The 25,231-nt window shown below is 64.3% G+C and carries 23 protein-coding genes; 9 read left to right on the top strand and 14 right to left on the bottom strand.

The genetic code is table 11. The features are described from left to right. Positions 1–578: 578 nt before the first annotated feature. Both VJV41_RS06880 and VJV41_RS06875 read left to right on the top strand, forming a co-directional pair. On the top strand, positions 579–2,063 hold the full coding sequence (locus tag VJV41_RS06880; protein ID WP_325332447.1) for an APC family permease: 1,485 nt from the start codon (positions 579–581) through the stop codon (positions 2,061–2,063). Then, the gene (locus VJV41_RS06875; RefSeq protein ID WP_325332445.1) at positions 2,060–3,448 is read left to right on the top strand and encodes an FAD-binding oxidoreductase; all 1,389 of its coding nucleotides are present in this window, start codon (positions 2,060–2,062) and stop codon (positions 3,446–3,448) included. Before VJV41_RS06880 ends, VJV41_RS06875 begins: the two co-directional genes overlap by 4 nt. A 107-nt stretch (positions 3,449–3,555) precedes the next feature. Here the strand turns inward: VJV41_RS06875 and VJV41_RS06870 are convergent, their stop codons facing one another. Both VJV41_RS06870 and VJV41_RS06865 read right to left on the bottom strand, forming a co-directional pair. After that, positions 3,556–4,323, bottom strand: a complete 768-nt coding sequence (locus VJV41_RS06870) for an esterase (RefSeq protein WP_325332443.1) — start codon at positions 4,321–4,323, stop codon at positions 3,556–3,558. Positions 4,324–4,379: 56 nt separating this feature from the next. Next, a complete protein-coding gene (locus tag VJV41_RS06865) occupies positions 4,380–6,092 on the bottom strand; it encodes an NHL repeat-containing protein (protein ID WP_325332441.1) in 1,713 nt (570 codons plus the stop codon). Positions 6,093–6,264: 172 nt separating this feature from the next. Here VJV41_RS06865 and VJV41_RS06860 point away from each other — a divergent pair, with 172 nt between their 5' ends. Beyond that, a complete protein-coding gene (locus tag VJV41_RS06860) occupies positions 6,265–7,515 on the top strand; it encodes a KasA/KasB family beta-ketoacyl-ACP synthase (RefSeq protein ID WP_325332439.1) in 1,251 nt (416 codons plus the stop codon). Here the strand turns inward: VJV41_RS06860 and VJV41_RS06855 are convergent. Together VJV41_RS06855 and VJV41_RS06850 are read right to left on the bottom strand one after the other, a co-directional pair. Then, complete coding sequence (locus tag VJV41_RS06855; protein WP_325332437.1) at positions 7,509–8,396, bottom strand: cyclopropane mycolic acid synthase family methyltransferase; 888 nt, start codon at positions 8,394–8,396, stop codon at positions 7,509–7,511. The two genes, VJV41_RS06860 and VJV41_RS06855, sit on opposite strands and share 7 nt — an antisense overlap. 91 nt (positions 8,397–8,487) lie before the next feature. Continuing rightward, the gene (locus VJV41_RS06850) at positions 8,488–9,420 is read right to left on the bottom strand and encodes a cyclopropane mycolic acid synthase family methyltransferase (protein ID WP_325332435.1); all 933 of its coding nucleotides are present in this window, start codon (positions 9,418–9,420) and stop codon (positions 8,488–8,490) included. 316 nt (positions 9,421–9,736) lie between these two features. On the opposite strand from VJV41_RS06850, the gene VJV41_RS06845 reads away from it, so the two are divergent. Beyond that, a complete protein-coding gene (locus VJV41_RS06845; RefSeq protein ID WP_325332433.1) occupies positions 9,737–11,146 on the top strand; it encodes a serine/threonine-protein kinase in 1,410 nt (469 codons plus the stop codon). Here VJV41_RS06845 and VJV41_RS06840 read toward each other — a convergent pair. Further along, entirely contained in the window at positions 11,134–11,979 is an 846-nt protein-coding gene (locus VJV41_RS06840) for a hypothetical protein (protein WP_325332431.1), read from the bottom strand. The two genes, VJV41_RS06845 and VJV41_RS06840, sit on opposite strands and share 13 nt — an antisense overlap. A 62-nt stretch (positions 11,980–12,041) precedes the next feature. Here VJV41_RS06840 and VJV41_RS06835 point away from each other — a divergent pair, with 62 nt between their 5' ends. After that, positions 12,042–13,178 carry a BTAD domain-containing putative transcriptional regulator gene (locus tag VJV41_RS06835; RefSeq protein ID WP_325332429.1) on the top strand — a complete coding sequence of 379 codons (1,137 nt, stop codon included), beginning with the start codon at positions 12,042–12,044 and terminating at the stop codon, positions 13,176–13,178. Here VJV41_RS06835 and VJV41_RS06830 read toward each other — a convergent pair. From VJV41_RS06830 to VJV41_RS06810, 5 genes are all read right to left on the bottom strand, one after another. Continuing rightward, positions 13,175–13,390, bottom strand: a complete 216-nt coding sequence (locus VJV41_RS06830; RefSeq protein WP_325332427.1) for an RsiV family protein — start codon at positions 13,388–13,390, stop codon at positions 13,175–13,177. The two genes, VJV41_RS06835 and VJV41_RS06830, sit on opposite strands and share 4 nt — an antisense overlap. Before the next feature lie 246 nt (positions 13,391–13,636). After that, positions 13,637–14,137 (bottom strand): DUF4232 domain-containing protein, encoded by a 501-nt coding sequence (locus VJV41_RS06825; RefSeq protein ID WP_325332425.1) that lies wholly within the window; start codon positions 14,135–14,137, stop codon positions 13,637–13,639. 2 nt (positions 14,138–14,139) lie between these two features. Next, positions 14,140–15,435 carry a hypothetical protein gene (locus tag VJV41_RS06820; RefSeq protein WP_325332423.1) on the bottom strand — a complete coding sequence of 432 codons (1,296 nt, stop codon included), beginning with the start codon at positions 15,433–15,435 and terminating at the stop codon, positions 14,140–14,142. Between the two features lie 95 nt (positions 15,436–15,530). Further along, on the bottom strand, positions 15,531–16,292 hold the full coding sequence (locus VJV41_RS06815) for an NHL repeat-containing protein (RefSeq protein ID WP_325332421.1): 762 nt from the start codon (positions 16,290–16,292) through the stop codon (positions 15,531–15,533). A gap of 169 nt (positions 16,293–16,461) precedes the next feature. Then, entirely contained in the window at positions 16,462–16,902 is a 441-nt protein-coding gene (locus VJV41_RS06810; RefSeq protein ID WP_325332419.1) for a hypothetical protein, read from the bottom strand. Positions 16,903–17,163: 261 nt separating this feature from the next. Here VJV41_RS06810 and VJV41_RS06805 point away from each other — a divergent pair, with 261 nt between their 5' ends. Both VJV41_RS06805 and VJV41_RS06800 read left to right on the top strand, forming a co-directional pair. Then, entirely contained in the window at positions 17,164–17,532 is a 369-nt protein-coding gene (locus tag VJV41_RS06805; RefSeq protein ID WP_325332417.1) for a DUF732 domain-containing protein, read from the top strand. Positions 17,533–17,793: 261 nt separating this feature from the next. Continuing rightward, on the top strand, positions 17,794–18,345 hold the full coding sequence (locus VJV41_RS06800) for a YceI family protein (RefSeq protein ID WP_325332415.1): 552 nt from the start codon (positions 17,794–17,796) through the stop codon (positions 18,343–18,345). Here VJV41_RS06800 and VJV41_RS06795 read toward each other — a convergent pair whose 3' ends face one another. The 3 genes from VJV41_RS06795 to VJV41_RS06785 form a co-directional block, all read right to left on the bottom strand. Continuing rightward, positions 18,346–18,723, bottom strand: coding sequence for a DUF5073 family protein (locus VJV41_RS06795; RefSeq protein WP_325332413.1), 378 nt, complete (start codon positions 18,721–18,723; stop codon positions 18,346–18,348). It lies immediately after the preceding gene. Then, on the bottom strand, positions 18,723–19,511 hold the full coding sequence (locus VJV41_RS06790) for a heavy metal-binding domain-containing protein (protein ID WP_325332411.1): 789 nt from the start codon (positions 19,509–19,511) through the stop codon (positions 18,723–18,725). Before VJV41_RS06790 ends, VJV41_RS06795 begins: the two co-directional genes overlap by 1 nt. Positions 19,512–19,633: 122 nt before the next feature. Then, positions 19,634–21,682 (bottom strand): hypothetical protein, encoded by a 2,049-nt coding sequence (locus VJV41_RS06785; protein WP_325332410.1) that lies wholly within the window; start codon positions 21,680–21,682, stop codon positions 19,634–19,636. Positions 21,683–22,231: 549 nt separating this feature from the next. Between VJV41_RS06785 and VJV41_RS06780 the strand changes: the two genes are divergently transcribed. After that, a complete protein-coding gene (locus VJV41_RS06780) occupies positions 22,232–23,698 on the top strand; it encodes a DUF4407 domain-containing protein (RefSeq protein WP_325332408.1) in 1,467 nt (488 codons plus the stop codon). Positions 23,699–23,720: 22 nt separating this feature from the next. Beyond that, on the top strand, positions 23,721–25,085 hold the full coding sequence (locus tag VJV41_RS06775; protein WP_325332406.1) for a cytochrome P450: 1,365 nt from the start codon (positions 23,721–23,723) through the stop codon (positions 25,083–25,085). Here the strand turns inward: VJV41_RS06775 and VJV41_RS06770 are convergent. Continuing rightward, a complete protein-coding gene (locus tag VJV41_RS06770; RefSeq protein ID WP_325332404.1) occupies positions 25,033–25,224 on the bottom strand; it encodes a hypothetical protein in 192 nt (63 codons plus the stop codon). The genes VJV41_RS06775 and VJV41_RS06770 overlap by 53 nt on opposite strands. Between the last annotated feature and the right edge of the window lie 7 nt (positions 25,225–25,231).

The raw sequence follows: 25,231 nt of genomic DNA, 5'->3' as shown, positions 1-25,231 counted from the left end.
GGGAGACATCGGATTGGCTGCGACCCTCGACAACGACCGCGGTGATAACCAGACGAGCCTTCGACATACCGCCGACGCTCGCCCCGCGAACCTATTCCGATGTTTTGCGACACCCTATGCGTATGTCCTGAAACACGACACTGCACCTGCCACGCGCTGGACAGGCCTCCTTTCGAGGGGGGTCTGCATTCGATTGAGGCCGAGTTGTCACGGTGTTTCTCACAACGGGCGGGAAAGTCTGCGCCGCTGTGCTTAATGCCTCGGGCTGCGACCCGATTTCGCCGGATAGCTTCCACCACTGGACGTCCATGTGTGCGCGATGAGCGATGCACTTGCCCTCGATTGGTGGGAACGGACGGCTAACTCCTGTGTAACGTTTCTCGTCGTTTCGGATTTCGCCAGGATGCCTCGTCTCATGCTCTAGCCTCCAATGTTTCTGGCTAGATGGATTTTCTGACCGGTATGGCGTGCTCCCGCGGCGGTCGAACAGCAAATTTCACGCAATCGTCAATTTCGAGGTGAAAAGGGTCGTCCCGTCATCTAGTGTTCGGTGCATCACCCGCCACGGAAGGTCGGATATGACGGTAGAAAACGTGGCGGACACCGCTACTCCAGATGACGAGTGTCGAGACTGTGGCTACGAGCCAGAACTCAAACGAACTCTCGGCCCCTTTCAGGTATTCGCGATCTCGTTCGCGTTCATCTCGGTGGCCGTCGGCATTTTCGCGACATACGACAACCTACTTGGGACTGCCGGACCGGTCGGAATCTGGCTGTGGATCATCGCGGCAGTAGGACAGACACTGGTGGCGCTGGTGGTCGCGCAATTCGCGGCCCGCATCGCACTCAGCGGCTCCTCGTATCAGTGGGCCTCACGCCTGGCCAACCCGAAGATCGGTTGGTTGTTCGGGTGGCTGACGTTCTGGTACCTGGCGATCGCCGTGGTCGCCCTGGATAACGCGTTGGCGAGTCAGGCGTTCATGCCGCTGGTAGGGATGCACGAGAGTGAGGACACCGCTCGGCTGATCACGGTGGCGATATTGATTATTCAGGCCGTGCTGGTCATCGCCTCGACGCGCTTGCTCGGCCTGATCACCTCGGGCGCGGTTGGAATCGAACTGGCCATCGTCGTGGTGTTGGTGATCGCGCTGGCCGCTGTCATGGTGTTCACGGGCAGCGGCGACCTCGGCAACCTCACCTCGCGCGGTGTCACTGCGGGAGACCCCAACTACTTCGGCATCGGGGGCGGGTTGATGGCCGGGATGATCATGGGCCTCACCACGCTGGTCGGTTTCGACTCCGCGGCGAATCTCGCTGAGGAGGCGAAGGATCCGTTTCGCAGCGTCCCGCGCGCGATTGTGGCATCGGTGGTCGCGGCGGGAGTGCTGGGCCTGGTGTTCCTGATCGCGCTCACCGTCGCTATCAAGGACATTCCGAGCGTGAGCGCCAGCGGCTCGCCGGTCGCCGCGATCATCCGCAGTCAGCTCGGGCCGGTCACGGAGCGAATCCTGTTGGCGGGGCTAACGTTTGCGATGTTCGGCGCCGGGATGGTGGTGATGGCGGCATGCTCGCGGCAGGTGTTCGCCATGGCGCGCGATGCACGCTTCCCCGCGCACGCGGTGATGCGGCGGGTCAACACGCGCACGCAAACCCCGGTCCCGGCGACGATCCTGATCCTGGTCGTCGGTGTGGTCCTGATGCTCGCGCTCCCGGGTGCAGCGCTGCTGCAGCTCATCATCGGGTCGACGATCCTGCCTGCGCTCATCTACGGCGCGATCGTCATCCTCTACCTTGCGGTGCGGAAAGGACTCGAGCACAAGCAGGGCGGCTTCAGCCTGGGGCGCTTCGAGCTGCCGGTCGCCATCGCTGCGCTGGTCTGGGAGGCGGTCGTGCTGTTCGTGCTCGTCACCCCCGGCGACGCCACCGTACCCACCTTGATCGTCGTCGGCCTGATCGTCGCCGGCGGGGTCTACTTCGCCAAGATGTTGATCTTCAGCCGCGAGGTGCTCGACACCGAGCCGGGAGAAGACATTTTCGCGGCCGCGCCTGAGAGGACCGAATGACGTCCACGACGGCACGACCGGCCGAGCTGACCGGCCGAATCGTCCGCCCGGGCGACGCCGATTACCGGGTGGCAAGCGCTGGCTGGAACCTGCTCTTCACCCACGATCCGACGGTGATCGTGTTCGCCCGGGAGACGCAGGACATCGTCAATGCCCTCACATGGGCGCGGCAGAACAATGTCACGCTTCGGGTGCGTAGTGGCCGTCACTGCCTTGAGGGCTGGTCCAATGTCGACAACGGCATCGTGATCGATGTCAGCGAAATGAAGTCGGCGACAATCGACATGGCATCGAGCACTGCGACAGTCGGTGCTGGGCTTAACCAGATGGAAGCCGTGACCGAGCTCGGCGAAGCTGGCTTTGCGGCGTCAACCGGAACCGAAGGAACCGTCGGCCTGGTAGGCGCGACCCTCGGCGGTGGCTTCGGGCTTCTTACCCGTAATTTTGGCATGGCCTCCGACAACCTCATCGCGGCGGAGGTTGTCGTCGCGTCGAACACCGACGGAGCCAAGTCGATCATCGCCGATGAGGAGAACAACTCAGACCTGCTCTGGGCGCTCCGTGGCGCTGGCAACGGCAATTTCGGGATCGTCACGTCACTGACCTACAAGATTCATCCGCTGACGCAGACCATCTACGTCACCGCGACATGGCCAGGCCTCGATGACCTTGGCCGGGTCTTCGAGGCGTGGCAGCGTTCGGCCCCTCACGTCGACAACCGCCTCACGAGTCAGCTCGAGATACACCCCGATGAGATCCTGCTGGTCGGTGTACTCGCGTCCGGGTCCGAGGCAGACGCAGCGCAGATGCTGGCGCCGATTTTGTCAGTCGGCAATCCGGATGTCTCGACAAAGAGCGCGGGTTGGGCAGACACCTACGCGGGATTCCAGATACCGACACCCAAGGAGCCCGCAAACTGGAAGTTCTTCTCGCAGTTCGTCTCCGACCCGTTCCCCGATGAGGCGATCAGTCTGGTCGGCTCATTCATGTCTAAGGCCCCCACGCCGGATTGCAACTACTTCACGAATGCCTTCGGCGGAGCCGTAAAGGCCGGTGAGCCTTCCGGCGGCTCAGCGTTTGCCCACCGGAACGCGCTCTTCTACGCCGAGCCAGGCGCCGGCTGGGGCACTCGTGGTGGAATACCCGCAACGGCCGACCCGCTGACTGCGAAGTGCCAGGCATGGATTGCCGAGTTCAGCGAAGCGTTGGGGCCCTATGTGAATGGCGCCTACGTCAACGTGCCGAATGCCGGCATGGCGGCCTGGGAGACCGCCTATTGGGGAAACAACGTCGACCGACTGCGCACGATCAAAGCGAAGTACGACCCCGACAACGTGTTCAGCTTCGAGCAGAGCATTCCACCGCAGGATGACCGCCGGCGTTAGCGGCCGCGACGCGGCAGAAGGCTGGTTCCTGCACCGCGGACTGCCGCAGCACTGACGCCGCCTGTCGGGACGTTCGTGAGACAGTCCTCGCATTTGTCGAGGAACCGCTAGGCAAGCACGGATGCGAGTTTGGTGCGGGGCACCGAAACCTTGTGCGGCCCATTGTTGTCCGTTACGACCTGGTTCTCGCCGAAGAAGAAGATCACGGCGTCGTCGGTGAGCGCAAAGTTCTGGTACACGCGGACTTCGAGGTTCTCAGCCGGTGCGTCCAACTCACGCTGGACAATCGGGTTCAGCACCTCCAGCGGATCCGTGTCCGGTTTGAACAGCGTGTCGAACGTGATCGGGGCCTGCTTGACCAGGTCGTAGTCCAGCGCAGTGAATGTGGTGTTCGGGTGGCCTTGATGCGCGGCGCCGCTGTCCTCGGAGATCTTGAACACCAGGCTTTGGGATCCAGCGGATCGGTACGTCTTCGCCGTCACGACCTCCTCGTATGGCCGGTTGCGCCCGTCCCCGCCGTACTCGGCGACCCAGTTGATGAATTCGTCGCGCTCGTGCGTCACGAGGTCGGTTACCGCTTGCTGGTCGGGATAGTCGAGCGGAAAGCTCATCTCGAGGTTGTAGGTCGGGGTCGAGGTCTGAATGTGGCAGTTCTGGTCGGAGCCGACGGTTCCGCCGAGATCGACGCATCCGGACGTTCCACCGGCCACATGTGTGGGCTGGGCCGGCGCCGTGGTCGCCGCGGGTGAAGCAGAGGCGACCGTGGCCGAACTTGGGGCCTGCGACGCGGTTTGGTGCGGATTGTTTGACGTGCCGCACGCCGCCACCATCACCGCCGCCGCGGCGACGAGCCCGAGGGTCGAGATGTGTTTCATGCCAATGTCCTTTCTTAGGAACATGTTTGAGGTGTGGGGAAACTCGCGATGGCCGACTATTCCGCCGGTAACTTCAGCACCCGGTCGTTGACGGTGTCGGTGACGTAGACGCTGCCGTCGTTGTCCACCGCTACGCCCCAAGACCGAGACAGTCCGGTGAGCGGCAACACGGTTGGCGTGCTCGCGCCCGGCGCCAGCTTCAACACCTGACCGCCCTCAGTGGAGAAGCACGGCGGTTTCGACGCCGCGCACGGATCGTGATAATCGGTGGCGTAGACGTTGCCGTCGGTGTCCACGGCCACACCATCGGGATCCCTGATTCCGGTGAACGGCAGCACGGTCTGACTGCTGGCCCCCGCCGCCAGTTTCAGCACCCGGTTGTTGCCGTAGTCGGTGACGTAGACATTGCCAGCGGTGTCCACCGCTACACCGTCGGGGCGATCGAGACCGGTAAAGGGCATCACTGTGGGGGTGCTTGCACCCACGGCCAGTTTGAGCACCCGGTTGCCGGAGAAGTCGGTGACGTAGATGTTCCCGGCGCTGTCGACGGCCACACCCTGGGGCTGTTCCAGGCCGGTGAGCGGCAACACGGTTGGCGTGCTCGCGCCCGCCGCCAGCTCTAGGACCCGTTGGTTGTTCTCGTCCGCGACGTAGAGGTTGCCTGCGTGGTCCACCGCCACACCGTCGGCGATATTCAAGTCCTTGAGCAAGACGGTTGGAGCCGTCGCCCCCGCCGCCAGCTTCATCACGTGTCCGTCGTCGGTGATGTAGAGGTCGCCTCCGGAAGTCACCGCTACACCTCTGGCGCCAGAGACGTTGCTGAACAGCACCACGGTCAGATGCGACGCCCCCGGCGCCAGCCTGAAGACCCCGCCGTTGCCGGCGTCGGTGACATAGAGGTTGCCGGCGGTGTCCACCGTCACACCGAACGGGCCTCCGGGGCCACCGCCTCGCGCGGTCCTGGACGGCAGCGTGGTTGCAGTGCTCGAACCCGCCGCCAACATCCAAACCCGTTGGCTCAGTTTGTCTGCGACGTAGACGTTGCCCTCGGCGTCCACGGCCACACCGTTCGGCTCTTTGATTCCGTTGAAGGGCAGCACGATTGGCGCGCTCGCCCCCGCCGTCAGCTTCAGCACCCGCTTGTGGCCCGTGTCGGTGACGTAGAGGCCACCGGCAGCATCCACCGCCACACCCTCCGGGTACGTGAGCCCCGGGATCGACAACACGGTTGGGGCGCTCGCTCCCTCGGCGAGCTGCAGCACCCGGTTGTTGCCGAAGTCGGCGACGTAGAGGTTGCCTCGGCTGTCCAGCGCCAGGCCACCGGGATGATTCAGGCCCTTGAACGGCAGCACGGTTGGGCTGTTCGCGCCCGGCGCCATCTTCAGTACCCGGTTGTTGCCCTCGTCGGTGACGTAGAGATTGCCCTGGGGGTCGACCGTCACGCCGTTGGGGTTGTGCAGACCCGTGAACGGCAGCGGGGTCGGAACGGTTGCGCCGGCCGCCAGTTTCCACACCTGGTGGGTGAAGTAGTCGGTGACATAGGTATTGCCCGCGGCGTCGACCGCCACACCAGTGGGAAGTTTGAGGCTCGTGAACGGCAGCAGGACCTGCGAGGAGTAGGACACCGTGCGCGGTTTCGCCGAGTGATGTCCAACGAGGGCCATGATGCTCACGGCAGCGGCGACGGCGACGAGGAAGGCCGCCCCGATGGCTAGCGCGATTTTGGCGCGTCGACTCAACCGACGCGGAGGTGACGAGGTCGTGGTCATGAAGGGAGATTGCGGCCCACGGCTCGAACGTTTCTCAAACGATTCTTGGCGCGACGGGTCGTCGACCCGGTCAGCGAGTTCTGCACACATATCGGAAATTAAGCCGTGGCAGCTTCTAACCTGGGTACCGAGACCTCAACACAGTCAGCTCACAAGAAAGACTTCGGCAGGCATGGCACCGTTGAGAACCGGCGATGGCTTCCCCGACGTCGTCGTCACTGCAGTCGCGTCGACCACTCCGGTAGCTTCCGACGCCGAGGACACCTGGAAGCTCCTGCTGGAGGGCCGAAGCGGTATCCGTGAGCTGGACAAGCCGTTCGTCGCAGAGTTCGATTCGCCGGTACGCATCGGCGGGCAGCTGGTGGAAACGTTCGACGAGCAGCTGGATCGCGTCGAGCGGCGGCGGACGTCGTACATGCAGAAGATGTCCACCGTGCTGAGTCGGCGACTCTGGAGCACCGCAGGATCACCGGAGGTCGACACCAGGCGGCTCGTGGTGTCGATCGGGCTCGCACTGGGTTCCACCGAGGAGATTCCCATCCAGCATGACGCCTGGCGGGAAAAGGGCCTGCGCGCGGTGTCCCCGCTGACGGTGCAGATGCACATGCCCAACGGGCCTGCCGCCGCCGTCGGGCTGGACCGCCAGGCCAAGGCCGGGATCATCTCGCCGCTGATGGCTGACGCCTCGGGTGCCGCGGCCATCGCCGAGGCGTGGCGACACATCGTTGTCGGCGAGGCCGACATCGCGATCTGTGGCGCCGTCGAGACCCATATCGAGGCCGTACCGATCGCCGCGTTCATGCAACTGGGCATGTTGTCCACCAACAACGACGACCCGCCCGGCGCCTGTCGACCGTTCGACAAAGACCGCGACGGCATGGTGTTCGGTGAGGGCGGCGCGCTGATGATCATCGAGACCGAGCAACATGCCAAGGCGCGCGGCGCCCGCATCCTGGCCCGTCTCATGGGGGCGGCCATCACGTCCGACGCCTTCGACATCGTCAAGCCCGACCCCAACGGCGAGCGGGCCGGCGATGCCATCACTCGTGCCATTCACCTCGCCGGGCTGACACCGGCTGACATCGACCACATCAACGCCCACGCCACCGGAACTGACTTCGGTGACCTCGCTGAGGCCCGCGCGATTCGCAACGCTCTCGGCGACCACATGCCCGTGGTGTATGCGCCCAAGGCTGCGTTGGGCCACTCCATGGGCGCCGCCGGCGCGGTGGAGGCCGTGCTGACCGTGCAGGCATTGCGCGACGGAGTCGTGCCACCGACACTCAACCTGAAAGACCTCGACCCCGAGATCGATCTGGACGTCGTAGCCGATCAGCCGCGCCGCGACCACTACCGCTATGCGATCAGCGAATCCTTCGGCCTCGGCGGGCACAATGTCGCGTTGGCGTTCGGAGCCTATTGATTCTTGGCGAGCGTGAACTGCCCCACGTAGGAGACGCCGCGCTTGAAGAAGTCCGAACATCCGATGAGGTACTTCATGTAGCGCTCGTATACCTCTTCGGACGTCGCGGCGACCGCCTCGTCGTGGGCGGCCTCGAGTTTCTCCGCCCAGATGTCGAGAGTCGTGACGTAGTGCGGGCTCAACAGGTCGGTGTTCTCTACCGAAAAGCCGGCGTCGCGCGAGTACTCCTCGACGTCTTCGTCGCACGGCACCGAACCGCCGGGGAAGATCTCCTTGGCGATGAACCGCATGAACTTCAGATCGGTCATGGTGATCGGAATGCCCATGTCGGGCCAGCGCTTCAGCGGGTGACCCATGATGGTCTGTAAGACCATTCGGCCATCGCTGGGCATGATGTTGTAGCAAGTCTCGAAAAACGCCTTATACCGCGTTTTCGGGAATGCCTCGAACGCCTCGATGCTGACGATGCGGTCGACGGGCTCGTCGAACTCCTCCCACCCGCGCAGGAACACCTTCCGGGAGCGGTCGGTGTCCATCTCGTCCAGAAGCTGCTGAGCGAAGCTGCGTTGATTCTTGCTCAGAGTGAGGCCGACGACGTTCACGTCGTGTTTCTCGATTGCACGCTTCATCACCGAACCCCAGCCGCAGCCGACATCGAGCAGCGTCATCCCCGGCTGCAGGCCCAGCTTGTCCAGCGCGAGGTCGATCTTGGCGATCTGCGCTTCCTCCAGCGTCATATCGTCGCGCTGAAAGTACGCGCAGCTGTACGTACGAGTTGGATCCTGAAAAAGCCCAAAGAAATCGTTTGAGATGTCGTAATGGGCTTGGATGTCCTCGTATGCCGGCCGCATACCCGTCGAGCCCGACCCGCTGTCCGACATCTGCGTTTGACCTCCTCCGGGTGGGATCAGAATGCGATCCCGTCCATGTGCGTTGTACCCGGGTTTTTATAACGCAATTTTCCTAAATTGGCTAAGCGACTGCCTTTTCGCAGGTGAATTGGCATACGTCGGTGTAGCCATTGCGGAACAGGTCGGCGCAACCGGTAAGGTACTTCCGGAACCTTTCGTAGACCTCTTCCGACGTGATGGCGATTGCTTCCTCCTTCTTGGCCTCGAGATTTGCCGCCCACGTGTCGAGCGTCCGGGCATAGTGCGGCTGGAGATGCTGCTCGCGGGTGATGGTGTAGCCCGCCTTGGCGGCGTGTTCGGTGACCTGCGCGGCCAGCGGCAGACGACCGCCGGGATAGATCTCGTCCATGATGAACTTGATGAACCGCACCGTTGACATCTTCAGCGGCAGCTTCTTTGCCTTAACTTCCTCGTCGCTCGGGATGATGATCGTGTGTAGCAGCATCACACCGTCGTCGGGCATCCAGTTGAACGTGCTCTTGAAGTAGTCGTCGTACTTGTTGAAGCCGAAGTGCTCGAAGGCGCCGATCGACACAATCCGGTCGACCTGCCCGTCGAAGTCCTCCCACGGTTGCAGCCGCACCTCCATGTGGCGCTTACTCTTCGAATTCGCGAACCAGCGGTTCTCGATGTGCCGTTTCTGGTTCTCCGACAGGGTGAGGCCGATGACGTTGACGTCGTAGCGGTCGACGGCCCGCATGATCGTCGAGCCCCAGCCGCAGCCGATATCGAGCAACGTCATCCCCGGCTGCAGGCCCAGCTTGCCCAGGGCGAGGTCTACCTTTGCCATCTGCGCTTCTTCCAGCGTCATGTCGTCGCGCTCGAAGTAGGCACAGCTGTAGGTCTGGGTGGGGTCCTGCCACAGCTTGAAGAAGTCATTCGAGATGTCGTAGTGGAACTGGACTTCCTTCTTGTCCGACCCGCGGGTTTGCGCCGCGGACTTCGATAACCACTTGGACTGACCTGTGGGTGATGCACTTGGTGTTTCTGTCACTGTTCGCCCTGATGAAGCTAGGAATCGTACGTTTGAATTCAACGTGCTACTGGCTCAACACGACGCCCCCAGGCTACTCCCGTCGGTATTCGGCTGTTGACATTTGGAGCGGCCTCCGCGCCGATCGCACACGCGGCGTTGAACGGCCCCTGGGGGCGCCAGTATGTTTGGCGCACAAGATAACTGCTTCGATGTACTCACCGCATCGATTGACAACCAGGGGCAACCGCCACGCCCATGATGACGGCAAACAGTCGCCTGGCCCGGCCGCCCGGGCGATACTTCGTCGGTAGCCAACTGGACCAGGGAGACTGCGGTGGACTCGCGCGTCGGTACGACGTTCGGCAAATACAACATCACGCGTCTGCTCGGCAAGGGTGGGATGGGTGAGGTATACGAGGCGTACGACACTGGCAAGGGCCGAACCGTCGCGCTGAAAATACTCGCTGGGGAGTTTTCCCACGATGTCGCGTTTCGGACGCGATTTCAGCGTGAGTCGCAGGCGGCGGCGATTCTGCAAGAACCGCATGTCATTCCTATCCACGACTGGGGTGAGATCGACGGCAGTCTCTACATCGACATGCGGCTGGTGAAAGGGCAGACGGTCCTTGAACTGATCGAGGCTGGCCCGCTGGAACCCGCACGGGCAGTGAGCATCATCAATCAAATCGCGGCGGCTTTGGACGCCGCGCACGCGGAAGGTCTGATCCATCGCGATATCAAGCCGCAGAACATCATCGTCACACCGGCCGATTTCGCCTACTTGGTCGACTTCGGAATCGCCGAGGCCAGCGGAGAGAGCCGCCTGACGACGGCCGGCAGCCAGATCGGCACCTTGAACTACATGGCGCCCGAACGCTTTAGGGACCCCGTCGGCACCCCCGCGGTCGATGTGTACTCGCTGGCGTGTGTCCTGTACGAGTCGTTGACGGGGGAGATCCCGTTTGCCCGTGACAGTCTCGAGAACTTGGTTGCGGCTCATATCGCTTCGCCGCCCCCGCGGCCGAGCGCGGCCAATCCGCGTGTCCCGGCCGCCTTCGACGACGTCATCGCGCGCGGCATGGCCAAGGAGCCCGACGACCGCTATGGGTCGGCCGGCGCCCTGGCCCGCGCGTCGCAACGGGCGCTGCACAAGGTGTCCCCGCCGTCGCCCACGCTGCCAACCGCTCCATCGCAGATCCCGGCGATGGACCCGACCGTGGTCTCACCATCGGGCTTGCCGACCGAGCCCACGACGGTTGGCTCTGCCTCCCGTCGCGGGTGGATGCTGCCGTTGGTGATCGCGGTCGCGGCTGCCCTTGTCCTCGGTGGCATCGGTGTGGTGATCGGCCTGCTGGCCGACCGCAGTTTCGGAGGGTCCTCGAATCAGAGTCCGTCCTCTGGAACGCCACCGGTGGTGACCGGACCTGACAACAGCGTCCGTCATCAATCCTGCGACCAGGGCTTTACGTTGCCGAACGCCACCGGCTTTGGAACACACGCCGGACGGGGAACTGCCGAAACATCGTGCCTGTTCACGCAGAGCGTGCTGACGTCGTACTGGGGCGCATACGGCAACGCCAGCCCGCTCCCGCGGGCCGTGTCGGCGCCGGGCGCGGTCGACTGCAAGTCTGTGGCCGGCGCGCTATGCGACGGCTCGAACTTCCTCATGCATTGCCAAAAGGAACCCGGCGACAGCTGGATCACCTGCATCGGCGGGAACAACGCCCGCGTCTACTTGTGGTGATTGCATTCGCCGGTCGGCAGCGCGCTCAGGTGGGTGATCAGCCATGCGGCGATTTCGGTGAGGGCGGCGGTGCCGTCCTCGAACTTTCCCGACGCCGGTTGTGCGGCTAGCGCGACGGCGATCATTCCATTTGGGGTGGCCAGCACGCCCATCTGCCGGACCAGGTAGCTTCCCGTCGGTGATGGCCCCCAGCCACCCTTGAACCGGCTGCCTGGCACGGTGCCGAGACCCCATCGCTGGTCGGCTTGGACACCTCCCATCAAAGCGAAGATCGGCGCATTTGCGTTGTCACACACCGCGGCCGAGGTGAACCGCACCTGCTCGGTCAACGGCCAGTCTGTCTGACCGAACGCGGAGAACTCCGGGCGCACCTTTTGCGACTGGACCGTCGTCGGGTCGCCCGATTGCCTCAGTACGTCGTCGACCTTGTGGGCGGCGGTGATCGGATCACCTAGACTCGCCCAGATCGACTCAGCTGCCGCGTTATTCGATTCGGTGATCGCAGCGACCATCGCGTCGGTGACGCTCGGCGGCTTCTCGTCGCGCAGCGCCGCGATGACCAGCGGTACCTTGATGGTCGACCAGGCCGGTCCGCTTTGCCACTCTCCCAACGTCATTGGCTCCTGGCCGGTGCCGACGGCGCTGACCGCGACACCCGCTGTTATGTGCAGCTTGGCTTCCAACTGGGCAAAATCGGCGGCCAGAGCGGTGGAGGCCGCGGGCGACGGCGCCTTGTTGCCCATCCGGAGTCCGATGGTGATGCCCGTTACCAGCGCCACCGCCGCCACCACGGCAACACTGGCGATCAGCAATGCCTTCCGCCCGTTAAGCATTGCCGTCTTCGGGATCGCGATGGGGCTTGACGAACCACCCCGCCGAGGGGTTTGCTGCCGCCATGGCGAACAGCGCTCTCCGGTTTGGTTTATTGGGACCGCTGCAGGTGAGCGCGGACGGCACCGAGCTGTCGTTGGGCGCGGCCAAGCAGCGGGCAGTGCTGGCGATGTTGTTGATCAACCGGAATCGCCCCGTCGCGATCGACTCGTTGCTTCACGCGGCGTGGCGGCAGCAGCCGCCGTCGGAGGCTCGGGCCAGCCTGCACACATACGTATCAAACCTCCGCCGCCTGGTGAGCAAGGCTGGCGCCGATCCCGCCGCCGTCTTGGTCCGCGCGCAGCCAGGGTATCGGCTCAACGTGCCCGACGCGGCGTGCGACATCGGCTGTTTCACCACCGAGCAGACCGCGGGAATGCGCGCTGCTGCCGAAGGCCGGTTCGAGCACGCCGGCAGACATCTGTCGGCCGCGCTGGCGGAGTGGCGTGGGCCGGTCCTCGACGATCTGCGTGAATTCGAGTTCGTCGAGGCATATGCCGCCGCGCTCGGGGAGGACAAGCTCGCGGCGCAAACTGCGTGGGCCGAGGCTGAGATAGCCTGCGGTCGAACACCTTCCATTGTCGGCGAGCTCGAAGCGCTTGCGACCGAGCATCCCTATTGTGAGCCGCTGTGGGCGCAGCTGATCACCGCTTACTATCTGGTGGAACGCCAATACGATGCGCTCGAGGCGTATGGGCGGTTGAAGGCAACGCTCGCCGACGAATTGGGGATCGACCCCGGTCCCACGTTGCGGGCCCTGCACGAGCGGATCCTTCGCCAGGAGCCCCTCGACGTCAAGAGCGCAGCCCGAAGGACCGCTATGCGGGCCGTAGCGACCCTTGAGCAACGCACGAGAGCCTCTCAGTTGTTGGCCGCCGCACAGTTGCGTAACGCTGATGGACGCACCTATCCGCTGCGCGGAGCGGCCACCCGCATCGGGCGCCTTCCCGACAATGACGTCGTTCTCGACGATGCTACGGTGAGCCGCTACCACGCGATGATCGTCGATACCGGGACCAGCTTCGTCGTCACTGACCTGCGGTCGGCCAACGGGGTGACTGTGGCGGGCAACCGGATTCGGGGCAGCGCCACGGTGACCGATGGGGATCGTATTCGCGTCGGCGACCATGAATTCACCTTCGAACTCGGCGCTTCCGGCTAGACCAGGATTGATGCGAGCTCGGCGCGGGATATCGAGACTTGCTGTGGGCCAGCGACTTCCGGCAGCCACATGCCCTGGCCGATGAAGAAGATCACCGCGTCGTCGGTGAGCGCGAAGTTCTGGTACACCTTCGCGCCGAGGGTGTTGTCGCCGACTAGGCCGTAGTCGTCCATGAGCGTCTGCCATTCACGGCGGACAATCGGACCTGGCATATCTGGTTGGCGTCAACGGTTCCGCCGAGGTCGGAACACGCCGATTGTGCGCTGGCCGCCGGTGTGGGTTGATGCGGCGATGGGGTAGCCGCGACAGACGTCAATGTCGTTGCTGCACTTGGCGAATTCGGGACAGTCTGGTGTGGTGTGCTTGACGTGCCGCACGCTGTCGCGCCGGCAATGACCGTGGCGCCGGTGAGTGCGATCAACACCTTTCGTGTAGTCATGTCGACTCCCTTTCTGGTGCTACGGCTGTGAATTCACGGGATGGACCTGCAGCGCGCAGGTGTCGATATTTGCCGGGACGGCGGCCGCATCGGTGGTGTCCGGTGGAATCACTTGCAGGGCGGTGTACGTCGGGCATGGGCGATCGGAGTCACCGACCGCGGCGCCCTCGACGACTGCGTACGCCGGCTGCGACGGTGACACCGTGACGGTGGGTGGAATTTCCGTCTGCATGCCGCCCATGTAGCCGTGCAGGGTCCAGTTCGCCTGGATCGACGGCCCGCCGGCGCCGGACGCGACTCCGGGATAGCCGGTGAGCGTGCACGGCGCGTCACCGGGGTCCAAGCGGAAGACCAGCAGCACCCGGCGATGTCCCGCGGCCGCCTGCTCTCCGCCGTTGCTCACGTGTACTTGCCCGGATGAGCACGGAGGTGGTGGCGTGTCGGCCCGCGCGACCGGCGCGGCGATCGTCGCGCCCGCGATGAGCACGAGCGTAGTGATCTGGCGTGCAACGTGATTCATGGCTACTTCCCTTCCAGGAAGAGGATCGCCTCTGTGACGCCCCCTCCGTTGACGGGCGGGCCGAGCAGTACGGTCGAAGTGTTGGTGGCCGGGTCGTAGGTCAGCAGCGACGTAGTTCCGCCGCAGCCCACCTGCGCCTGGAGTACCAACTTGTCGCCGGTCGCACCGGTGACGACCACGCTGTCGGACACACCCGGAACATTGACGCGCGTGGTGTGTCCGTCCGGGGTCAAGCGAGACATGAACACTGTGCCGCACGCCCCCAATGACTGAAGGAAGGTGCCGCTCGGCAGGTGCCAGGCGTTTGAGTCGCGGGTGTCCCCGCCGAACCCCGGATCGTTGCCCTGGCCGGAGTTGACCGCGGTGAGCGCGGTGGGCGCCCCACCGTCGATAGGCACTTTCCAGAGCTGGCTTGCCGAGCTGTGTTCGGCGGTGCAGCTGGCGAGGACCACGGTGGGGGCCCACCACCTCACCGGGGAGCAGTCGGCGTTCTTCATCGGTGTCGATATTGTTCGAATCATCGTTCCGTCGTTGCCGACCACCACCAGACTGTCGTCGCTGCGCGGCACGAGTTCGTTTCCGAGGTTGGCGGTCCCGAGGACGAGCTGGGTTCCGTCGGGTGACGCCAGGTAGCGGCCGCTGAACTGGCCGGCACCGCCGAGATCTTCGGTCGGATACTTCATCTGCACGTTGCCGTCAAAGTCGATCCGCTTCAGCGTTCCGGGCTCGTTGCCGTTGAATTCCGTCGAAACCAACAGTGCCTTGCCGTCCGGTCGGGTGTAGCGGGGATAGCCCTTGACGGGGATCGTGGTCTGAGCACCGGTGTGCAGGTCGACCGAAATGACCTTCGACGATTCCGGGTACTCGGACGACACGAACAAGGCGTGGCTGCCGTCGCCGGACCAATCGGCCAACCGGAGCCGCGCGTCGGCGCCCGCGAATGTGCTGATCGCGTAGCGGTTTCCTGCCGGGTCGACGAGGTACAGCGTCGTGGCAGCCGTCTCAGGGTCCGGCTCGCCCGGCGCCGGCTGCTCGCCGGGCATGTGGGGGGTCACTGGGCTCCACGCGGCGAGTGTCCAACCCGGGCCGACCTTCGACCACGGCACATCCTTGATCGTGCCCTCGACACCGTGCGCCGCGGCAGTCGCAGCCGGCGCCGGTGCTGATGTGGCAGCCGGCGTCGCCGTACTGCTCGACAGATCCGGCGCCGCAGGTGAATTGACCGGCGACGAGCACCCCGCGACCGTCACTGCGGCGATCGCGAAACCGCCTACTCTGCTGAGCAATCTGTGGTCCATGCTGATGTCCTTTTCCGTGGAGCGGGTGTGTGGTTGTTGTCGTAGGTAGGTTGCGGCCTGAGGCTCGGGGGATTCTCAAGTGATTCTTGGCGGCATCAGTGGATTGGCAGCTTCAATACGCGGAAGTGGCCGTCGTCGAGGACGTAGACATTGCCCGTGGGATCTACCGCCACAGCGGCGGGGTGTTTCAAGCCGTTGAACGGCAACACTGTTGGGCTGCTCGCCCCGGCCGTCAGTTTCAGCACGCGGTCGGCGCCGAAATCGGTGACGAACACGTCGCCCGCGGCGTTTACGGCTACATCGGAAGGTGCGTTTAAGTCATTGAACGGCAGGGCGGTTGGACTACTCGCTCCTGTCGCGAGCTTCAACACCCGTTTGGCGTGGCGGTCGGTGACGTAGACGTTGCCCGCGGCGTCCACCGCCACACCGCCGGGTTGAGTATCGGCCAACGGCAGGTCGATTGGGTTGCTCGCCCCCGCGGCGAGCTTCCACACTCGGTTGGTGTTCGAGTCGGTGACGTAGACGTTGACCGCGGCGTCCACCGCTACATCGCGGGGTTGAATGTCGTTGAACGGCAACACGGTTGGGTTCCCGGTTCCCGGTGCCAACTTCAGAACTCGGCTCTTGAAATCGTCGACGATGTAGAGGTTGCCCTCAGTGTCGACTGCCACATTGACGGGCCGGCCGGGGTCGGTGAATGGCAGCTGGGTGAGGTGAACCGCGCCGGGCGCCTGCTTCCACACCTGGCCGTAGTAAAGGTCGAGGACATAGACATTGCTCGCGGTATCGACCGCTACACCGGCGAGATGATTGATGTTGTCACCGAACGGCAGCTCGACTTGAGGTGAATAGGTCACAGGGTGCGACGGCTCCGTAGCGCTCTGTGATTGCGTGGGCATCGCGGTCGCCGACACAGAGGTCGTCGGCGACGCACCGTGGTTGTCTGTCGAACATCCTGCTGCTGCAACAATTGTCGCGGTCACGGCAAGGCCAACGAATAGGTTTCGTTTCATCACGGGTCCTTGGTCAGCCGAGCTCGTAGGAGTCGCGGGAAACCCGGAAGAAGTGGCCGCTGCTGGTGTCGGTGCACGTCACCCCCGAAGGCTCACTGGCACAAGTCATCACGCCGACGGCCTTCGTCTGCCCGTAGTCGAGCGTCACGTGAGCCCGCAAGCCTGTATAGGTGCCTGGCGGGTTGTCGGAGCACTCCAGGACGGCCGGCATGCCCTCCTTGAGCCAGAATCCGTTAGGCCCACCGGGCGACGGGCAATCTTGTTGTTGAGCCGAATACGTGTAGTCGACGATCCGACAGGTGGCTGCGTTGTCGGCGATCCAGCACATGATGTTGTCCGACGGTGTTTGAAAAGACGGCGGGATGCCTGCGTTCGCGGTTGCCGGCAGGCCGATGGCGACCGCGGCGGTGGCCATGGCGGTCAGCGCCAGCTTCGTGCGCGTAACGGTGGTCATGTCGGTCTCCTTGCGAGGCATATGAAGTGGTCACCGCAAGACTGCGAGGGCCGCCTCGCGTGTTTCTCAAGGGATTCTTGGCAGGTTCTTGTCGCGCGCGTCCGATGTCACCGCTGATTTGATCATGGGTTTGCTACGGGCAATGCCTATTGGTTGAAAAACGCCGGCGTCGCACCGCCAAGGATCACTTGAGAACCGGCCGAGGGTTCGCGCGAATTCTCAGAATCGCAACGCCCAACCCATAGAAGGAGCCCACCGAAAATGTTCACGTCTCGAATCACCAAGCCCGTCGTCCGGACCGCGCTTGCCGCCGGCACGCTCGTTATGGCCGCCCTGCTGGCCGCTGGCACCGCCCACGCGGACGCCGCCGACGACCAGTTCCTGGGCAACCTGCAGCAGCAAGGCATTGGCTTCGGCGCCACTGAGTCGGCCATCAATGTCGCACACCACGCCTGCGACGCCCTCGGTCAGGGCATGACGCCCGCCGAGATCAGCCAGCGTATGGTCGGCGCGAACTCGCGACTGGACCGGCAGACCGCCGTGTTGATCATCGTCGATGCGGCGCAGGCCTACTGCCCGCAGTTCGTCCACCAGATGGCGGACGGCGCAACGGTGGTCGGCCCGCGCTGACTACAAGTGCGACCGCAGGAACGACCTTCCGGCATGAGGCCGGAGAAGCGCATCGGCCACGTGGGCCATGTCGGCGCCCCAGTCAGCAACCTGTTCGTAGGGACAGGAAGAAGCGTCCTTCGGCTCTTGGAGGTTCACAGCGCGGAACGCCCGGCGGATGACGCCACGGATTACTCGGAGACATGGTCGCCAGCTCCTGTTCAGCGGGGCAACGGTGACCCGCTCACTCAGATGGTCGGATCTTGTGGATACATTCGGCCGGTGACTACGGACGTTTGGCGTTTCGACGAATCGGACGGCCAGCTGCTGGTTCGTACGGGCGTCACGGGCAGAGCCGCGAAGATGGGGCACCGCCTGACGATCGCCATGAACACTTGGCGGGCGACGGTGAAGTGGACTGACGGCGAACCCGCCGACGTTGAGCTGACGGTCGCGGTGGATTCGCTTCAGGTCGTGCGAGGCGAGGGCGGTGTGACGCCGCTGTCGGGACCGGAGAAGGCGCTGGCGCGGTCCCATGCGTTGAAGGCCCTTGGCGCCGACCGTTTCCCAGAGATCAGCTTCCAGGCCAGCGACGTCGAGAAGACGAGCGACGGCTACCGCCTCGCCGGCTCGTTAGAAATCCACGGTGTGATGCGTGAACGTGTGATCGATCTGCATGTCGATGATCGCGGCGACAGTTGGCGGTTGTCGTGTCAAGCCGATGTCCGCCAGACCGAGTTCGGCGTCAAGCCGTACTCGATGTTGATGGGATCGATGAAAGTCGTTGACGCCGTGTCGGTCTCGTTTACCGCGGCACTGGCTAAGGTTGATTGATCAGTAGCCGGAACTGGTCTGCAAGGCGTCGACGGCCGCGTCGATTTGCGGGAGAACATTAGCGCCGTACCTATCGACGATTTGGCCTAGCGCCCGGGCGATGTGCGGGCCGACAGCGGCAGCGGGCAGCGTCTCTTCGGCGATCACGATGCCGTTCACGAAGTGCCCCGCGTGCAACCGGCCATCGCGGGTGACTTCGTATCGCCAGTCGCCGATGTGTACGCGTTCGGGCTGTGACCGGAACAGCCCTCGTTGCGCCGGTGTATGTACGACGCCGGGTAGCCCGGCGAACACTTTGACCACCAGCCCGACGCCGCCCGGTCCGGACAGTGCGGCCGCGACCGTGCGGCTGACCCGATCAGGGTCGAAGCCCGTCATCAGCCACTCATCGGCAAGACGAACGACGGCGTGATCGTCTCGGTGTGGCCGGTCGGTCGCACGGCCGTTCCTGCCGCGTAGAACTCGACCGTGTGAAAGCCCCACGCGTAGTTTGCGATCGTGAATTGCACACCGACAACGCCTTTTCCGCCATCGCGCTCGGCTTCGGCTTGCATACGTGACATCGCCAGCTCGCGGGCTTGGTAGTTGCCCTGAGTCCACTGCGGCATCTCGACGTTCTGGCCGATCTGCCGCAGTGTCTGCATGAACCCCTGCACGGCGATGTGGAACACGCAGTTGCCCATCACGAAGGCGACGGGCGTGTAGCCGGAACGGAGCAGGGTGACCAGGTCCTGACCGGACAGGTGGCTGGTGAACGCTTGACCGTTGGGGCGGCGGTATGCGCCGGGCTTCTCGGTGTAGCGCACCGCGGTACCAACCGCGGTGAATTCCAGGTGTTCACCGGATTCGCCTTGATTGCGCCATTGAAGACGCACCCCGACGACACCGTCGGCGCCCAACGTGTCCGCCTCAGCCTGCATGCGGCTCATCGCGTTCCACCGCGCGCGGTAGGTGGCCTCGGTGAGGGTCGGCAGTTCCATTTGTTGCCGCAAGCCGGAGAACTGAAAGCCGACGTGATAGACGGAGACGCCCATTACGAGGTCGATTGGTTCGAAGCCCGCTCCCCGCAGGAGTGCGAACTCGTTGATCGACAGATCGGAGGTGAACACGCGCTCAGCGTGCGACAGTCGTTCACCGGCAACGGGGTCGAGCGAATTCGGTTGCATGGCACGCGTCCCCTTCGTTGGGCTGCGCGCAGCGTACGGCACGAACCTTGGGATATAGGCCACAACGCGATCTGCCCCCTCCCGTTTTGGAGGGGGCAGATGCCGTGGACGGGACTGGACTACTAGTTCGCGGTGCCGCTCGTGCCGCTTTCGGAGCCGGTCGTGTGGCTGCCGGAGGTGGCGCCATCGGCGGCTCCTCCGCTCGTCGTACCGGTCTTGGTGTCGCCTGTCGTACCGGTCTTGGTAGTTCCGGTAGTGCCGGTAGTGCCGGAAGTGCCGGAAGTTGTGCCGGTCGTGCCGGAAGTCGTGCCGCCGGTGGGGGTCCCTGTGGTCGTACCGGTAGTCGAGCCGCTTGTGCTGCCCGTCTTTGTGTCGCCGGAACTACCCGTCTTTGTGTCCCCGGTGGCGGTGCCCGTCTTCGTCTCCCCGCTGGAGCCGGTCGCCGTCGTTGCGGTGCTACCGGTAGGCGTCGTGTCATCGGTCTTGGTCTTGTCGCCGGAAGTCGTTGCAGCCGACGTTGTAGCCGTACTCTTGTCGCCGCCGGTGGTGCCAGTGGTGTCGCCGGTCTTCGCGTCCGCTTGCGGGTCGGACGGGGCCGCAAGCGTTGTGACCTTTGTCTGCAGAGAATCCGAAGTTCTCGCCGCGACCGCGTTCGGAACGGGGTTCAGGCTGCCGAGGAACTGCTGGACAACATTGACGTCGTAGGCCAGCGTGCCGGCGATCGAGGCAGGCAAGTCCTGGAACACCGTCTTGACCGCGGTGGCCAGCGTCGTGGTGATGGTGTCGGGAATCTTCTGGATTTGTCCGTACAGCGCCAGGTTGAGAACGGTCAGCGGCAGCAGCCCGACCTGGATCACGCTCGAGGTGGCCGTGATCAGTGAGGTGTAGGGCGTCGGGATGAGTTCGGACTTGGGCACGTTCACGCCCGCGCCGATCGCCCAAATGGTCTGCAGCGGAAGCTGCAACACGTCCAGCAGCGTCGGAGTAGTGGCAACGGCTACGGACGGCGATGCGGAGAGAGCAGCCGCCGTCGTCGTTGCGCCATTGGGCGTGGCCATCATGGCGCCGAGCCCGCCGAAGAACTGCTGCAACACGTCCACGTCGTAGGCCAGCGTGCCGGCGATCGAGGCCGGCAGGCCTTGCAGCAGCGAGCTGACAGCCGTACTGATCGTCGTGGTGATGGTGTCAGGAATCTTCTGGATCTGTCCGTACAGCGCAAGGTTGAGGACCGTCAACGGAAGCAGCCCGACCTGAATTGCGTTGGAGGTCACCGTCAGCAGCGAGGTGTACGGCTTCGGGATCAGCGGAGAGCTGGGCACGTTCACGCCCGCGCCGATCGACCACGCGGTTTGCAACGGCAGCTGCAACACGTCCAGCAGGGTCGGAGTGGCGGCGACGACCGCGGCCGGGGATACGGCGAGGCTTGACGCTGCCGTCGCCGTGGCCCCCGTTGCCCCGAGGCCACCGAAGAACTGCTGTAAGACGTTGACGTCGTACTGCAAAGTGGCGGCGATCGACGCCGGCAGTCCTTGGAACAGAGACGTGGCCGCGGTGTTGAGGGTCTTGGTGATTGTGTCCGGGATCTTCTGGGCCTGCCCGTAGAGCGCCAGGTTGATGACTGTCAGCGGCAGGATGGCGACCTGAATTGCGTTGGAGGTCACGGTGAGCAGGGAGGTGTAGGTCTTCGGATCAAGGGTCGGCGGAATGTCGACGCCTGCGCCGATCGCCCACAGGGTTTGCAGCGGCAGCTGTAGCACGTCCAGCAGCGTCGGCGATGCGGTCACCGCCGCCGCCGCGGTTTGATTGAGATCGCTGATGATGCCCGCCGCCGCGGTCCGGCCAGCAGCGATGAATGTGCTTGGCACGGAGCCGGTTCCGTTCGCCGTGACGCTGGCGGCGACGCTGTCGGGAAGCGCCAGCAGCTCGAGCTTCGTCGGCGAGCCGCCCGCCACGCCGCTACCGACCCCGGCATCTGTGCCGGTCGGCGCGAGGACCAGCTTCAAGTCAGGTGCGGTGTTCGTGGCCTCTGACGACTTGGCGGCCAGGGTGTAGGTGATGCCCTTGTGGTCCGGGCTGGCGCTCGCGACGTTTGCCGCGGGAGTGCCTGCCGGTACGGCAATGCAGACCGCAGCAAGGGCGGCAATGGGTGACTGGGCCAACAAAGCGCGCATCAAAACCCCTTCAAGATCGGACGATCGACGAGCGTGAAATCTACATGTGTACAAAACGGGCGACGACGGACTTTGGCAAGAATTAACTTCACCGTCAGGAAAAGTCTGTATACCTCTGAACTGGAAATTCCTCGCCGAAAAGTCCGATCGAGCGCCTGTTAGCAAACAGTTAACGATCGCTGTACGGCAACCGAACACACGGTGTCTGAGGCCGACTGGAAATAGCTGCGGTCGCTCCCGAGCGAGGGACCCGCTGCAAATTACCTAAGCCGACTAATCGTCCGATTTTGCGAGAACGGGCCCGATTGCTCGTCGATCTTTGTCTCTGTCGAACCGATGTGGCCGATAGCCGCCGAATGGCATGGTCACCGCAAACTTCGCGTGAATGCCCGACGATCTCTCGGGCGCGGTACCAACCGCTGTGAGAGGATTCAGATAATTCGCACCGGCGTGACGGCGCGATCCGTGGGGGTTCGTTTCTGCGTAGCCGGAGGTATGCGGCGCGCGCTCTGTCACGCTGGTAACCGCTTGGAGACTGTGGGAGTTCGTATGTCTGCCAACAAAATTGGTTTTCAGCTGACGTTGCTCGTTGCGGCGCTGGCGTGGGTTGTCGCGACGCTTGCCGTCATGGAGTCCACACTCTGGCCGACCATGGCAGTCCTGCCGCTGACGCTGATCTTCGGCCTGCTGGTCGGGCTACTGACCCACGCGATTGCCAGCGGCCCGGCGCGGAACTGGGCGAGCATCCTCGGGCGCGCGACGGTCGCGCTCGTCGTCGGTGTCGTGGTCGGCGAACTCGCCGCGGTGGCCCTCTTCTCCGGCTCGATCGACCGCGGTCTCGACGGGCAGGCGGCACGGGTTGCCGATTCCACGCCCGCGGTGGTCCAGGCATCGGCCGAACTCGAGCGCGCCCGCCAGGCCCGCACCGCACTCGACACCGCGGTCGCCGATGCCAGCCAACGCCGCGACAATGCGCTCGTGGTCGCGCGCTGCGAGTTCAACCCGTCGCCTGCATGCCCGCCGACCCGCATCACCGGCGTGCCCGGCGCGGGACCCGAAACCCGAACGGCGAACGACTTTCTCGGCGACGCGCAGCGCGAGCTGGACAACGCCGCGGCGGAGCGCGATCGCCGCGCACCCGCGCTGGACGCCGACATCACGGCCCGCGAGCAGTCGGTGGCGCAGGCGCGCGCGATCGCGTTGAAGGACGGGGATCGCAGCCTCGGCGTGCGCTGGGCGGCCATGAACGAGTACACACTGGCCAGTCCCGGCGCGATGCTGCTGCGACTGCTGACGATCGCGTTCTTCGCGTTGCTGACCGCCTTACCGTTGATTCTCAAGCTGTGGCGCGGCGAGACCCCTTCTGATCGTGGCGAGCGCGCCCGTGCCGAAGTCGAGCGAGCGGAGCTCGAGGCCGAGACCGCGATCGCCGTGAAGCGTGCCGAGGTGCGTGCCGCTGTCGAAACGCTATGGGCTGAACAGGAGTTGGCCAAGGCCCGGTTCGCGGTCGAGGCGCAAACCGAGATCGACCGCGAACAACATCGCCGCAGGGTCGTCGAAACGCTCGAGGGTCCGGTGCAGGTGCAGTCGGAGCGCGCATCGGAGCCGATGGCCGAGTTGCCTGCCGCTGAAACCGTTGAGACGCAAAACCTTCCCGCACGCCTCGAGACGGGTGGTAACTCGTTGATACCGACGATCCCCGATGTCACCAAGGCCGCTGCCCGCTGGCTTCGCCCGTTCGTACCGCCGATCGTCGCCAGTGCGATCGACACGACAACCAGGCCGCTGCGCACCGCACGCCAGATCTTCGAAGAGACCGAGGAGATTCACTTCTCGCTAAGGCGCAGCCACAAAGTCACCGTTCAATCCGAGGAATCCGGCGAGGACGATGAACGACAACCGGCCTCGGCGTCGGTGACTTCGTCTGTGAAGCGTCAGCACGTGTTGACGGAACGGGAAGGGCAGCCACAACTGCGGCAATCGGACGGCCCGCGTCAATTGCCCCCGGTCGGATAGTTCCGCTCGTAGGCTCACGAATGTGAGCGACACGGTCGTCCTGCCACCGGGGCCCCGGCTTCCGCAGTGGTCGCAACTCGTCCTGTTCGTGCGGTATTGGCCGCGACTGGTGTCCGCATGTGGGCGTCGCTACGGCAAGGTGTTCACGCTGCGCATCGCGACGATTCCGCCGATGGTGTATCTGTGCGACCCGGCCGAGATCAAGAAGGTGTTCGCCGGCGACCCGAGCGTCTTTCATGCCGGCGAGGCCAACGCGATGCTGAGTGGGCTGCTCGGCGACAGCTCGGTCTTGGTGATCGACGACGACGAACACCGCGAGCGTCGCCGGCTGATGTTGCCGCCGTTTCATCGTGACGCGGTCGCCCGACAGACCGAGGTGATGGCCGAGATCGCTGCGTCGAACGTCGCGGGATGGCCGGTTGGCCCGCCATTCGCGGTCGCGCCGAAGATGTCCCAGATCACGCTGGAGGTGATCCTGCGGACCGTCATCGGCGCTACCGACCCGTCGCGGCTGGCTGCGCTGCGGGCGGTCATGCCACGGCTGTTGAACGTCGGTCAGTGGGCGTCGCTGGCCATTGCACGCCCTGAGCTACAGCGCCGTCGTCCGTGGCGCGGCCTGCGGCGACGCATCGAAGAAGCCGACCGATTGCTGTACGCCGAGATCGCCGAACGTCGTGCCGATCCGCATCTGGACGAGCGCACCGATGTGCTTGCCATGCTGGTGCGCGCCACCGACGAGGACGAACGCACGATGACCGACCGTGAACTGCGGGATCAGCTGATGACGTTGTTGGTGGCCGGGCACGACACCACGGCCACGGGTCTGTCGTGGGCGCTGGAACGGTTGTCCCGTCATCCCGCCGTCCTGGCCAAGGCGGTCGCTGCGGCCGACGCGGAAGACGGTGACGGGTACCTCGACGCGGTGGTCAAGGAGACGTTGCGCATTCGGCCCGTGGTGTTCGACGTCGGTCGCGTGTTGAAGGAGCCGGTGGAACTTGCTGGCTACCGGCTGCCCGCCGGTGTCATGGTGGTACCGGGAATCGGTCTGGTGCACCGCAATTCGGACGTGTATCCGCATCCTGACCGGTTTGATCCGGATCGAATGGTGGATGCGACGCTGACTCCGACGACGTGGTTTCCGTTTGGTGGCGGCAATCGTCGTTGTCTCGGTGCGACATTCGCGATGGTCGAGATGCGGGTGGTGCTGCGCGAGATTCTGCGTCGAGTCTCATTGGAAACCACGACGGCTTCCGGCGAACGGCAGAAGGTCAAGCAGGTGATCCTCATACCAGATCGCGGCGCGCGCATTCGTGTGCAAGCGATGCGGCAAACTCTTACACCTGCACCGCCTTGGCAAGCGCCACGTATTTCGTCGAGTCGGCACTAGTCAGCTCGCGGACGGCCGCATCGACAACCCGAACGACGACCCACGCACGGGCTCGTTCCTCGTCGAAGCCCGTCGCGGCGCGGCGCAGCTCCCACCGTTCGAGCTGGCCTTCTGCGATGGCGGCCAGGTCGTCGGTCACCTTGGGA

The sequence above is a fragment of the Mycobacterium sp. genome (assembly GCF_035274705.1).
GTDB lineage: Bacteria > Actinomycetota > Actinomycetes > Mycobacteriales > Mycobacteriaceae > Mycobacterium.
This window is presented reverse-complemented; position numbering and strand designations above follow the sequence as displayed.

Excerpts from the sequence above, each read along its gene's own strand:
- VJV41_RS06870 (WP_325332443.1), bottom strand. The coding sequence starts at position 4,323 with ATGAAACACATCTCGACCCTCGGGCTCGTCGCCGCGGCGGCGGTGATG.
- VJV41_RS06835 (WP_325332429.1), top strand. The coding sequence starts at position 12,042 with ATGGCGAACAGCGCTCTCCGGTTTGGTTTATTGGGACCGCTGCAGGTG.
- VJV41_RS06865 (WP_325332441.1), bottom strand. The coding sequence starts at position 6,092 with ATGACCACGACCTCGTCACCTCCGCGTCGGTTGAGTCGACGCGCCAAA.
- VJV41_RS06875 (WP_325332445.1), top strand. The coding sequence starts at position 2,060 with ATGACGTCCACGACGGCACGACCGGCCGAGCTGACCGGCCGAATCGTC.
- VJV41_RS06825 (WP_325332425.1), bottom strand. The coding sequence starts at position 14,137 with ATGAATCACGTTGCACGCCAGATCACTACGCTCGTGCTCATCGCGGGC.
- VJV41_RS06790 (WP_325332411.1), bottom strand. The coding sequence starts at position 19,511 with ATGCAACCGAATTCGCTCGACCCCGTTGCCGGTGAACGACTGTCGCAC.
- VJV41_RS06795 (WP_325332413.1), bottom strand. The coding sequence starts at position 18,723 with ATGACGGGCTTCGACCCTGATCGGGTCAGCCGCACGGTCGCGGCCGCA.
- VJV41_RS06805 (WP_325332417.1), top strand. The coding sequence starts at position 17,164 with ATGTTCACGTCTCGAATCACCAAGCCCGTCGTCCGGACCGCGCTTGCC.
- VJV41_RS06780 (WP_325332408.1), top strand. The coding sequence starts at position 22,232 with ATGTCTGCCAACAAAATTGGTTTTCAGCTGACGTTGCTCGTTGCGGCG.
- VJV41_RS06785 (WP_325332410.1), bottom strand. The coding sequence starts at position 21,682 with ATGCGCGCTTTGTTGGCCCAGTCACCCATTGCCGCCCTTGCTGCGGTC.
- VJV41_RS06830 (WP_325332427.1), bottom strand. The coding sequence starts at position 13,390 with ATGCCAGGTCCGATTGTCCGCCGTGAATGGCAGACGCTCATGGACGAC.
- VJV41_RS06880 (WP_325332447.1), top strand. The coding sequence starts at position 579 with ATGACGGTAGAAAACGTGGCGGACACCGCTACTCCAGATGACGAGTGT.
- VJV41_RS06820 (WP_325332423.1), bottom strand. The coding sequence starts at position 15,435 with ATGGACCACAGATTGCTCAGCAGAGTAGGCGGTTTCGCGATCGCCGCA.
- VJV41_RS06860 (WP_325332439.1), top strand. The coding sequence starts at position 6,265 with ATGGCACCGTTGAGAACCGGCGATGGCTTCCCCGACGTCGTCGTCACT.
- VJV41_RS06840 (WP_325332431.1), bottom strand. The coding sequence starts at position 11,979 with ATGCTTAACGGGCGGAAGGCATTGCTGATCGCCAGTGTTGCCGTGGTG.
- VJV41_RS06855 (WP_325332437.1), bottom strand. The coding sequence starts at position 8,396 with ATGTCGGACAGCGGGTCGGGCTCGACGGGTATGCGGCCGGCATACGAG.
- VJV41_RS06810 (WP_325332419.1), bottom strand. The coding sequence starts at position 16,902 with ATGACCACCGTTACGCGCACGAAGCTGGCGCTGACCGCCATGGCCACC.